Source organism: Planomonospora sp. ID91781 (assembly GCF_015711595.1).
GTDB lineage: Bacteria > Actinomycetota > Actinomycetes > Streptosporangiales > Streptosporangiaceae > Planomonospora > Planomonospora parontospora.
The window spans coordinates 3,463,981-3,475,360 of the sequence record NZ_JABTEY010000001.1; the positions used below are offsets into that span (position 1 = coordinate 3,463,981).

An 11,380-nucleotide genomic window follows, 5' to 3' on the forward strand; every position below is an offset into this window, starting at 1 on the left:
ATTAAGGTTTTCAGGTATACCTTCGGGGGTTCTTCGTGATAAGGGAGGTGACTCCGGATCCATCGACCCGGCTCCTTAACGGGACGGATCGCCTAGGAGGTGATATCGCCCTCGAATGCTTTTATATGCGCGGTGATCTGCACTTTCTGTAAAAACCGCGATTTTTAAAATGGGTATTTGCATTCTCGTTGTCATGGCGTAACTTCCTCTTTGTAATCCTGTCCGTCATCGAAGGGCCATCTATGACGACGGAGATCGCGGAGACGCCGATCTCGAAAGCCATCGATCAGGTGCGGCGAAAGGTGGACGCCAGGCTGATCCGGTTCCTGGATGCGCATCTCTCCCCGGTGGACGACCCGGATGTGATCGAGGGATACCGGCAGCTGCGCGAGTTCGTGGTCGCGGGCGGAAAGCGGATCCGGCCGATCCTGTGCTACTGGGGATGGCACGGGGCCGGAGGCGGGGACCAGGACGCGCCCGTGATCGACGCGGGTGCGGCGCTCGAGCTCTGCCACGCCGGCCTGCTCGTCCACGACGACGTCATGGACGGCAGCGACACGCGCCGGGGCCGCCCGGCGCTGCACCGCAGCCTCGCCGGCTCCGCCCGGCCGCCCGGCGCGCAGGCGTTCGGCGGGTCCGCGGCGATCCTGCTGGGCGTGCTCGCCCAGGCCTGGGCGGACGAGCTGCTGACCGGCGTCGAGGTGGGCCAGGCCCGCACGCACGCGGCCCGGATGCTGTTCAGCCGGATGCGCCTGGAAGTGATCTCCGGACAGTACCTCGACATCCTGGCGGGCATGGGCGAGGAGGCGAACGTCGAGAAGGCCCTGCGGGTGGTGCACTACAAGACCGCCAAGTACACCGTCGAGCGCCCGCTGCAGATCGGCGGGGTGCTCGCCGGAGCCGACCCTCCCCTGCTGGAGGCCTACTCCCGGTTCGGGCTGCCGCTGGGAGAGGCGTTCCAGCTGCGCGACGACATCCTGGGGGTCTTCGGCGACACCGCGGTGACCGGTAAGCCGGTCATCGACGACCTGCGGGAGGGGAAGCGGACCGTGCTGATCGCGCACGCGTTCGCCCGCGCCCGGGGTCCGCAGCGCGACCGGCTCCGCACCTGGTACGGAGCACCCGGGCTGGACGAGCGGAGCGCGGACGCGCTCCGCGAGATCATCGTGGACACCGGGGCGCTCGCCCACGTCGAATCACTGATCGCCCAGCGTGCCGACCAGGCGCTCGGTGTGCTGCGCGACGGTGTGATCCCCGCACCGACCTGCGAGGCGCTGGCGCTGCTGGTCGACCGCCTGGCCCACCGGGTCGTGTAGAGGGCGGCGCGGGACGCCGCGTCCCGTGCCGCGGCGCCCCCGGCTCCGGCGCCTGATCTGCCGCCGGCGCGCCCGGCTTTCCGATCCGCCCGTCCGGCTTTCCTCCTGCCCGTCTTTCCCTCCGATCCGCCCGCCCAGCTCCCTCCCGCCTGGCTTTCCCTCCGATCCGGCCTCCCTCCGATCCGCCCGGCCTCCCTCCTGACCGATCTCCTGCCCGCCGTACCTCTCCGCCCGCTGAGCCCGGCTCACCGGAGCGGGACCGATTCCCCCGGCAACCGGCCACCGGCCGAACACAGATGGGTGACGTGCGCCATGACCGAACCTGTGATCTCCACCGACTCCCGCGGCGACGCCGGCGAGCCCCACGAGAACCGCCTCAGCCTGGGCACCCGGGCCGCGCGCAACCTGGCCACGACGACCAAGACCCCGCCGCAGATGCAGGCGATCACCTCGCGGCACCTGCTGCGCCTGCTGCCGTGGGTGGAGGCCGTCGGCGGCGCCTACCGGGTCAACCGGCGGCTGACCTACCAGATCGCCGACGGCCGGGTGACCTTCGTCTCCACCGGCGCCCAGGTCAGGGTCATCGCCGCCGAGCTGTGCGAGCTCCCCGCACTGCGCGGGTACGGCGACGCCGACGTGCTGGCGAGCCTCGCGGACCTGTTCGTCCAGCGGGAGTACGACCCCGGCCAGGTGATCGCGGAGGCGGGCACCCCGGTGGACGAGGTCTTCCTGCTGGCCCACGGCAAGGTCGGCAAGTTGGGCGAAGGGCCCTACGGCGGCGAGGCGCTGCTGGGGGTGCTCGCCGACGGCGACTACTTCGGGGAGCAGGCGCTGGTGAGCGCGGACGCGACCTGGGAGCACACGGTCAGGGCGACCACCGCCTGCACGGTGCTCGCCCTGCCCCGGGAGGCCTACGAACGGCTCGCCGCGCGCTCGGAGAGCCTGCACGCGCACGTCCGGCGCTCCCAGGAGGACCCCGACCGGCCGCGGAACGCCTACGGGGAGGCGGAGATCGCGCTGACGGCGGGTCACCGGGGCGAGCCGGTGCTGCCGGGCACGTTCGTCGACTACGAGCTCGCCCCGCGCGAGTACGAGCTGAGCGTGGCGCAGACGGTGCTGCGGGTGCACACCCGGGTGGCCGACCTGTACAACGAGCCGATGAACCAGACCGAGCAGCAGCTGCGGCTGACGATCGAGGCGCTGCGGGAGCGGCAGGAGCACGAGCTGGTCAACAACCGCGAGTTCGGGCTGCTGCACAACGCCGACCTCAAGCAGCGCCTCCACACCCGCTCCGGGCCGCCCACCCCCGACGACCTCGACGACCTGCTCGCCACCGTCTGGAAGAACCCGGCCGTCCTGTTCGCCCACCCCAAGGCGATCGCCGCGTTCGCCCGCCAGTGCAACAGCCGGGGCATCAACCCGCAGAGCGTGGACATCGGCGGGCAGAAGGCGCCCGCGTGGCGGGGCGTGCCGATGCTGCCCTGCAACAAGATCCCGATCAGTGACGGCGGCCTGACCTCGATCATGGTGATGCGCCTGGGCGAGAAGGACCAGGGCGTCGTGGGGCTGCGCCGTACCGGACTGGTGGACGAGTACGAACCGGGGCTGTCGGTGCGGTTCATGGGCATCGACGAGCACGCGATCATCTCCTACCTGGTGACCGCCTACTACTCGGCGGCCGTGCTGGTGCCCGACGCCCTCGGCATCCTGGAGAGCGTCGAGGTCGCCTGATGCCCTCCTACGAACTGCCGGACTTCTACCTGCCTCATCCCCCCAGGCTCAACCCGCACCTGGAGACCGCCCGCGCGCACACCCGCGCCTGGGCGGCGGACATGGGCATGCTCGACGACCCGGACATCTGGGACGCGCCGCGGTTGGAGGCCATGGACTACGGGTTGATGTGCGCCTACACCCATCCCGACTGCCCGGCCGCCGAGCTGGACCTGATCACCGACTGGTACGTCTGGGTCTTCTACTTCGACGACCACTTCCTGGAGACCTTCAAGAGGAGCAGGGACCTCAAGGGCGCGCAGGCCTATCTCGACCGGCTCGACGCCTTCATGGCCGACGATCCGCCCGCACCGGCCAACCCGGTCGAGCGCGGCCTGGCCGACCTGTGGCCGCGCACCGTGCCCGCCATGTCGCCGTCCTGGCGGCGGCGGTTCGTCCGGGTCACCCGCGACCTGACCCAGGAGTCGATGTGGGAGCTGTTCCACATCGAGCGCGACGCCGTCTCCAACCCGATCGAGTACATCGAGGAGCGCCGCAAGGTCGGCGGCGCCCCGTGGTCGGCCGCCCTCGTCGAGCACGCGGCGGGCGCCGAGCTGCCGGCCCGGCTCGCCGCGAGCAGGCCGGTCCGGGTGCTGACCGAGTCGTTCGCCGACGCCGTGCACCTGCGCAACGACCTGTTCTCCTACGAGCGCGAGGTCCGGCAGGAGGGCGAGCTGTCCAACTGCGTCCTGGTCTGCGAGCGCTTCTTCGGCTGCGACACCCGGCAGGCCGTGCAGATCACCAACGACCTGCTCACCTCGCGGCTGCACCAGTTCGAGCACACCGCGCTGACCGAGCTCCCGCAGCTCTTCACCGACGAGGGCGTCCCATCCGAGGAGCAGGGACGCGTCCTGCGCTACGTCGGAGGACTGCAGGACTGGCAGGCCGGCGGACACGCCTGGCACACCGCCTCCAGCCGCTACACCAGGGCCGTCCGCCCGGCCGGGCCCCTCGGCATGAACGTCTCGCGCGCCCACCTGACCGGCCCCGGCGGGCTGCGCAACCACACCCGCGCCCCCTTCACCGAGGTCTCGGTACGGCTGCCGCAGCCGTACATGCCATTCCAGGTGCGGGACAACCCGCACCTGGAGACGGCCCGGGCCGCCGACGTGGCCTGGTGCGCCGAGATGGGGTTCTTCGACGCCCTCCCCGGCATCCCGGAGACGGCGGTGTGGACCGAGAGCGGGCTCGTCGGGTTCGACCTCGCCCTGTGCGCCTCGGGCATCGACCCCGACGCCTCGGCGGACGGGCTCGTCCTGGCGACCAACTGGCTGGCCTGGGGCACCTACGGCGACGACTACTACCCCCGGGTCTTCGGCGCGGCCCGGGACCTGGCCGGCGCGAAGCTCGCCAACCGGCGGCTGCGGCGGTTCATGCCGGTCGACCTGTCCCCGGCGCCCGCACCGGCCAACCCGGTCGAGCGCGGCCTGGCCGACCTGTGGCCGCGCACCGCCGGGCCGATGCCGGAGGAGTCGCGCCGCGCCTTCCGCGCCGCGGTCGAGGACATGCTCGACAGCTGGGTCTGGGAGCTGGCGGGCCACGCCCAGAACCGCGTCCCCGACCCGATCGACTACCTCGAGATGCGCCGCAGGACCTTCGGCTCCGACATGACGATGAGCCTGGCCCGGCTCGCCCCCGGGCGGCACATCCCCGCCGGGCTGTACCGGACCCGCGAGTTCCTCGGCATGGCCGACGCCGCCCAGGACTACGCCTGCCTGGTCAACGACCTGTTCTCCTACCAGAAGGAGATCCAGTTCGAAGGCGAGCTGCACAACGCCGTCCTGGTCGTGCAGACCTTCTTCGACTGCGACCCGCAGCAGGGGGTCGCGATCGTCGACGCCCTGCTGACCTCCCGGATGAAGCAGTTCGAGCACATCACCGCCGTCGATCTGCCCGCCCTGCTGGAGCGGGTCGAGGCCGGCGACGCGCTCCGCGAGTCGGTCGCCGGCTACGTGACCGAACTGCAGGACTGGATGGCCGCCATCGTGCGCTGGCACCAGCGCACCCGGCGCTACCCGGGCTGCGCGCCGGCCCGTTCCGCGCCGGTCCGCTGGACCCAGGGCCCCACCGGCCTCGGCACCGCCACGGCCCGGCTCACCCCGCCGGGACCGGCCGCGGGGGTCCGCGTCCCGGCTGGACCGGTGGGCATCCGGTGAGCGCGGGGGGCGGAGAGACCACGGTGAGCACGGAGACCGCGGGGATCGCCCGGACCGCTCCCGCCGCGGAGGCCTCCCGGCTGAGCCTGGGCACGGCCGCCGCCCGCAGGCTGGCGACGACGGCCAAGACCGTGCCGCAGACGCAGGCGTCGACGCCCCGTCACCTCCTGCGGGTGCTGCCCTGGACGGAGGTGGACGGCGTCTACCGGGTGAACCGGCGGGCCGTCCTCGCCCCCGGTGACGGAGGCCGGTCCGGGGACGCCCGCGACCGGTCCGCGAAGCCGCGCAACGCCTACGGGGAGGCGGAGATCGCGCTGGCGTCGGGTCACCGGGGCGAGCCGGTGCTGCCGGGCACGTTCGTCGACTACGAGCTCGCCCCGCGCGAGTACGAGCTGAGCGTGGCGCAGACGGTGCTGCGGGTGCACACCCGGGTGGCCGACCTGTACAACGAGCCGATGGACCAGACCGAGCAGCAGCTGCGGCTGACGATCGAGGCGCTGCGGGAGCGGCAGGAGCACGAGCTGGTCAACAACCGCGAGTTCGGGCTGCTGCACAACGCCGATCCGCGGCAGCGCCTCCGTCCCCGCTCCGGACCGCCCACCCCCGACGACCTGGACGACCTGCTGTGCCGGCGGCGCAGCTCCCACTGCTTCCTGGCCCATCCCCGGGCCATCGCGGCATTCGGGCGGCAGTGCAACCGGCGGAGCCTGTACCCGGCCACCGCCGAGGTCGACGGGGCCAGGGTCATGGCCTGGAGGGGGGTGCCGATCCTGCCCTGCGACAAGATCCCGATCAGTGCCGCCGGTCTGACCTCGATCATGGTGCTGCGCACCGGGGCGGAGAAACAGGGCGTCGTGGGGCTGCGCCGTACCGGGCTGGCGGGGGAGCGCGAGCCCGGGCTGTCGGTGCGGTTCATGGGCATCGACGAGCACGCGGTCATCTCCTACCTGGTGACCGCCTACTACTCGGTGGCCGTGCTGGTGCCCGACGCCCTCGGGGTCCTGGAGGGCGTCGAAGTGTATTCATGAGACCTGCCGTCCCTGCCGCTTTCCCGCTTTCCCGCTTTCCCGCCTTCCCGCTTTGCCGTCCTGCCGTGCCTGCCGTCCCACTGCCCTGCCGCTCCGCCGCGCCGAGCCGGGGCGGGGCGGCAGGGCGCGCGGCCCCGTGCGACGCCGACCTGGCGGCGTTCCCGTTCCACCTCACCCACGGTAAACGCGATCACCGCTATCGTCACACAAAGTAATCAGCAAGGCTTGGGTGACGATGCGGGCGGGGGCGCTCCGCCGCGAAGGAGGACGGGGTGCTGCACCACCCTCTGGAGACCGTGGTGGAGCCGCCCGCGGGCCGGCCCGCGGAACCGGCGGGGCCGCCTCCGGGGTTCCTCGTCCGGCGCCGCCGCCTGGTCCTGTGGCTGGCCGTCCTCGGCCTCGCCGTGGCAGCGCTGGCCGGTCACGGCGTGCACGACCGGCTGACCTTCGGCGGAGCCACGGTCCCCGGCGCCGAATCCGCGCGCGCCGCGGAACTGCTGGAGAGGGGATTCGCCGGAGGCGACCCGCATCTCGTGGTGATCGCCCGCGGCGCGCAACCGGTGGACGACGCGCGGATGGCGCGGGCGGGGTCGGACGTGGCGGCGCGACTCGCCCGCGACCCCGGTGTCGCCCGCGTCACCTCCTACTGGGAGGCACGCTCGCCCGGCCTCCGCAGCCGTGACGGGCGGGCCGCGCTCATCGTGGCCCGTCTGCACGGCGACGACATGCGACAGGCGGCCACCGCCGCCCGCCTGGCACCGGGCCTGACCGGCGCGCACGGGCCGCTGACCCTCTCCGTGACGGGGGAGGCCCAGGTCAAGGCCGAGGCCCGGAGCCGCAGCGAACGCGATCTGCGCAGGGCCGAGCTCATCACCGTCCCGCTGACCGTCGTCATCCTCCTGCTCGTGTTCGGCAGCCTCACCGCCGCGGTGCTGCCGGTCCTCGTCGGCGTGTTCTCGGTGACCGGCACCATGGCGGTGCTGCGCCTGCTCACCGAGGTGACCGAGGTCTCCGCCTTCGCGATGAGCATCGCCAGCGCCCTGGGGTTCGCGCTGGCGGTGGACTTCAGCCTGTTCATCGTCACCCGGTTCCGGGAGGAGCTGGCGGGCGGCCGCGACGTGGCCTCCGCGATCCGCGTGACCCTGCGCACCACCGGCCGGGCCATGGCCTTCTCCTCGTTGACGGTCTCGTCCTGCCTGGCCGCGCTGCTGCTCTTCCCGTTCACCATGTTCCGCTCGGTCGCCTACGGCGGCATCGCGGTGACGCTGCTGGCCGCCGTCGGGAGCCTGGTGGTGCTGCCGGCGGTGCTGGCCGTGCTCGGAAGGCGCATCGACGGCCTGGCCGTCCCCGGGCCGTGGCGGGCCACGCGCGGCCGGGCGGCGCCGGGGTCCGGGCCGGAGGGGCGATGGTTCCGGCTGGCCGAGGCGGTGATGCGCCGGCCCCTGGCCGTCGCGGTGCCCACCGTCGTGCTGCTGGTCGCCGTCGCGTCGCCTTTCCTCGGCGCCCGTTTCGGCGTCTTCGACGACCGGCTGCTGCCGCCCGAGGCCCCCGCCGCGCGGGCGTCGGAGGACCTGCGCCGCGATTTCGACGCCCGTGACGGCATCTCGGCGACCACGGTGGTGCTGCCCGGGCTGAGGGCGGTGGGCGGCGGTGCGGCGGAGCCCGGCCGTACACCTCCACGGGACGCCCGCGCCCGGCCGGACGTCCGTGCCCGGGCGGACGTCCGTACCCGGTCCGAGGCCCGCGTCCGGCTGGAGGCCCGCGTCCGGTCGGATGCCCGTGCCAGGCTGGACGCCTACGCCCGGCGCGTGTCGGCGCTGGCGGGCGTGGCGCGGGTGAGCACCGCCACCGGCTCCTACCGCGACGGCGGGCTCGCCGGTCCGCCCCCCGGTCCGCCGCAGCGCTTCACCTCGCCCGCCGGGACGTGGCTGGCGGTCGCCACCGACCACGAGCCCTACTCCGTGGAGAACAGCGAGCTCGCCCGTGCGGTGCGTTCCGTGCCGGCTCCCGGCCCGGCCGTGGTGGGCGGGCCCGGGGCGCAGCTGGCGGACATCCGCCAGGCCGTCGGCGACTCCCTGCCGCAGGGCCTGGCCCTGGTCGTGCTGGCGACCTTCGTGCTGATCACGGCGATGACCCGCAGCGTGGTCCTGGCGGTCAAGGCCCTGGTGATGAACGCGCTCAGCCTCGGGGCGACGTTCGGTGTGCTGGTCCACGTCTTCCAGGAGGGCCACCTGCGCGAGCTGGTCGGCGGCTTCTCGGTGACGGGCACGCTCGACGTCCTGGTCCCGGCGCTCATGTTCTGCATCGCCTTCGGGCTGTCCATGGACTATGAGATCTTCCTGCTCTCCAGGGTCACCGAGGAGTACCGCCGCACGGGGGACACCCGTGCGGCGGTGGCGGCGGGGATGGAACACACCGGCCGCCTGTTCACCTCCGCCGCCGTGATCTTCGCCGTGGTGATGGCCTCGCTGGCGACCTCCGGCCTCGTCCTGCTCAAGATGGTCGGGGTGGGGCTGGCGCTGGCCGTACTGCTGGACTGCACGCTGATCCGCGCGCTGCTGGTGCCTGCCGTCATGTGCCTGGCGGGGCGGGCGAACTGGTGGTCGCCCCTGCGTGCGGGCCCGGTACGGCGCCGCGCCGCGACGAGCGAATCTACATCGTAAAGGAGTGGGGAGACCCACCGCCTGAGGTACGGTTCAGCCATGGCTGAGATCGTGTATCCCCCGGTCATCGCGGCGGCGAAGACCATGTTCCGGCTGCTGGACATGAAGATCCGCATCGACGGCGCCGACCGGATCCCCCGGAGCGGCGGCGCGGTGCTGGTCAGCAACCACATCAGCTATCTCGACTTCATCTTCGCCGGGCTCGCCGCCAACCCCGCCGGGCGCCTGGTGCGCTTCATGGCCAAGAAGGAGGTCTTCGACCACCGGATCTCCGGTCCGCTGATGCGCGGCATGCACCACATCCCGGTGGACCGGGCGGCGGGGGCCTCGGCGTTCGGTGCGGCGCTGAAGGCGCTGAAGGCGGGGGAGGTCGTCGGCGTCTTCGCGGAGGCGACGATCAGCCGGTCGTTCACCATCAAGGACATCAAGAACGGCGCGGTCCGGATGGCCGTCGCCGCGGACGTGCCGATGATCCCGATCTCGCTCTGGGGGACCCAGCGGCTGTGGACCAAGGGCCGCCCGAGGAGGCTGACCCAGCGGCACGTGCCGATCAGCATCACGGTCGGCGAGCCGATGCGTCCCAAGCGCGGCGACGATTACGACGCCGTCACCGCCGGCCTGCGCAAGCAGCTGGAGGAGCTGCTGGACCGGTCCCAGCGGAGCTATCCGGAGATCCCGCAGGGCGTGTGGTGGCAGCCCCGCCACCTGGGCGGCACCGCGCCGACCCCGGAGGAGGCGGCGGCGATGGACGCGGCCGAGGCGGAGGCCCGCCGCAAGGGGTGAGTGCGGGAGGGCCTCGGGGCCCGAGGCTCCGAGGCGGGGTCCCGGACGCTTCCGGGGTCCTGCAAGTCGCGAACAGGCGGGTTGCAAGTGATGTGATGCACCATATGTCCATGAGTGACTCATTCGACGACATCATCAGCGCGATCCAGCCCGGACCGAAGCCGAGCCCCGGAAACCTGCCGGGGCGCGCGGTCCAGGTGCTGCTCGTCGGGTGCTGGTTGCTCGTCTGCCTGGTGCCGATCCTGCTCGCGGTGGACGGGATCGAGCTCGCGGCCGGGAAGACCGGCACGCCGGGCACGCTCACCGTGGTCTCGTGCGAGGCCCTCGGCCAGGGCCGCTACGACTGCAAGGGCAGCTTCACCCCCGACGGCGGAGGCGCCCCGGTCCCGGTGGACGCCTCCCCGGACTCCGAGGCCGGGGACGTCACCCGCGCCCAGCTGACCCCGGAGGGGGACCGCGCGGTGAAGGCGGGCGCGGCCGGCGTCGTCGCGGCCCTCACCATGCCCTTCCTCGGCGTCGGCGGGCTCGGCTTCCTGCCTTACGTGATCATGTACTTCCTCGGCGTGCGGCGGGGCCGGCGCGCCGCGGTGGTCGTCGGTTTCGTGGTCACCGCGCTCGGCACGGCGGGCGTGGTCGCCGGCATGGTCGCCTCGTACTCCTGACGCCAGCCGTTCGCCGTGGGGCGGACCGCCGGTGAGCGCGTCGAGGGCCGCGCCGACGCCTGGCCGCGCGTGGCCGCCTCCGTACCCGGGGGCGGCCGGACGGAGGATCAGGCGCACCCCTCGAACTGGGGGACGGTGAGGGTGAGCGCCAGTCCCGACCCGCCGAACCACCTGCGCAGCAGCCTCTCGGCGGTGCCGTCCTGGTACATGGCGGTGATGGCGCGGTTGACGGCCTCGCAGCCGTCGAGGTCGCCCTTGCGCATCCCGATGCCCAGCCGCTCGTCGGTGAACGGGGCGTTGACGATCCTGAGCGCCGAGCCGTCGCGCGCGGCGAAACCGGCCAGGATCAGGTCGTCGGTGGAGACGGCGTCCACCGCGCCGGAGCGGAGTTTGGCCAGGCAGTCACCGTAGGAGGAGGCCGGGACCAGCTCGACCGGGATCCGCCGCTCCTCGGCGACCCGGCGCCAGGAGTTCGATCCCGCGGCCTTGCAGAGGCGGCGGCCCTTCAGATCGCGCACGTTCCCGACGGCCCGGTCGCCGGCGCGGACGAGGGTGTCCTGGTGGGCGACGTAGTACGGCCCGGCGAAGGTCACCTTGCTCCGGTTCTCCGGGGTGATCGAGTAGGTCGCGACGACCAGGTCGACCGTCCCCTCCTGGATGAGGCGCTGGCGGGTGGACGACAGCGCGGTGACGAACCTGACGTCGGGCACGCCGATCCGCCGGGCCACCTCGGTGGCGACGTCGACGTCGAAGCCCTCGTACCGGCCTTCGGCGACCTTCACGCCCAGGCCCGGCTGGTCGGGTTTGACGCCGATCACCAGGGTCTCCCGGTCGAGGATCGACGGGGGGCCGCCGGTCCCGCAGGCCGCCGCGGGCAGGAGCACCAGCAGCGCCGCCGCGGCGTGTGCGGTCACAGATCCAGTGGCGCGCGCGGTCAGGGATCCCGCGGTGCGTGCGGTCACAGGTCGCATGGTCCCTCTCCCGTCATCGGTGCCCCTCCCG

8 protein-coding genes are annotated in these 11,380 nt (G+C 72.7%); 7 read left to right on the top strand and 1 reads right to left on the bottom strand.

What is annotated here, in order from left to right; translation table 11 throughout:
• The first annotated feature begins 242 nt into the window (after positions 1-242).
• The 7 genes from HS048_RS15745 to HS048_RS15775 all read left to right on the top strand — a co-directional run bounded on the left by HS048_RS15745 (position 243) and on the right by HS048_RS15775 (position 10,378).
• The gene (locus tag HS048_RS15745; RefSeq protein ID WP_068894052.1) at positions 243-1,316 is read left to right on the top strand and encodes a polyprenyl synthetase family protein; all 1,074 of its coding nucleotides are present in this window, start codon (positions 243-245) and stop codon (positions 1,314-1,316) included.
• Positions 1,317-1,628: 312 nt separating this feature from the next.
• The gene (locus HS048_RS15750) at positions 1,629-3,047 is read left to right on the top strand and encodes a family 2B encapsulin nanocompartment shell protein (protein ID WP_068894051.1); all 1,419 of its coding nucleotides are present in this window, start codon (positions 1,629-1,631) and stop codon (positions 3,045-3,047) included.
• Positions 3,047-5,242 (top strand): Geosmin synthase, encoded by a 2,196-nt coding sequence (locus HS048_RS15755; protein WP_068894050.1) that lies wholly within the window; start codon positions 3,047-3,049, stop codon positions 5,240-5,242. Before HS048_RS15750 ends, HS048_RS15755 begins: the two co-directional genes overlap by 1 nt.
• A gap of 23 nt (positions 5,243-5,265) precedes the next feature.
• Positions 5,266-6,270, top strand: coding sequence for a family 2B encapsulin nanocompartment shell protein (locus tag HS048_RS15760; RefSeq protein WP_307832493.1), 1,005 nt, complete (start codon positions 5,266-5,268; stop codon positions 6,268-6,270).
• 272 nt (positions 6,271-6,542) lie between these two features.
• The gene (locus HS048_RS15765) at positions 6,543-8,933 is read left to right on the top strand and encodes an MMPL family transporter (RefSeq protein ID WP_196467316.1); all 2,391 of its coding nucleotides are present in this window, start codon (positions 6,543-6,545) and stop codon (positions 8,931-8,933) included.
• Positions 8,934-8,972: 39 nt separating this feature from the next.
• On the top strand, positions 8,973-9,716 hold the full coding sequence (locus HS048_RS15770) for a 1-acyl-sn-glycerol-3-phosphate acyltransferase (RefSeq protein ID WP_068894048.1): 744 nt from the start codon (positions 8,973-8,975) through the stop codon (positions 9,714-9,716).
• Positions 9,717-9,826: 110 nt separating this feature from the next.
• Positions 9,827-10,378, top strand: a complete 552-nt coding sequence (locus HS048_RS15775; protein WP_068894420.1) for a hypothetical protein — start codon at positions 9,827-9,829, stop codon at positions 10,376-10,378.
• A gap of 107 nt (positions 10,379-10,485) precedes the next feature.
• On the opposite strand, the gene HS048_RS15780 is transcribed toward HS048_RS15775, so the two are convergent.
• Positions 10,486-11,292 (bottom strand): glutamate ABC transporter substrate-binding protein, encoded by an 807-nt coding sequence (locus HS048_RS15780; RefSeq protein WP_307832494.1) that lies wholly within the window; start codon positions 11,290-11,292, stop codon positions 10,486-10,488.
• Positions 11,293-11,380 lie beyond the last annotated feature (88 nt).

Coding starts and splice junctions, on each gene's coding strand:
- HS048_RS15745 (WP_068894052.1), top strand. CDS start 243: ATGACGACGGAGATCGCGGAGACGCCGATCTCGAAAGCCATCGATCAG.
- HS048_RS15750 (WP_068894051.1), top strand. CDS start 1,629: ATGACCGAACCTGTGATCTCCACCGACTCCCGCGGCGACGCCGGCGAG.
- HS048_RS15755 (WP_068894050.1), top strand. CDS start 3,047: ATGCCCTCCTACGAACTGCCGGACTTCTACCTGCCTCATCCCCCCAGG.
- HS048_RS15770 (WP_068894048.1), top strand. CDS start 8,973: ATGGCTGAGATCGTGTATCCCCCGGTCATCGCGGCGGCGAAGACCATG.
- HS048_RS15775 (WP_068894420.1), top strand. CDS start 9,827: ATGAGTGACTCATTCGACGACATCATCAGCGCGATCCAGCCCGGACCG.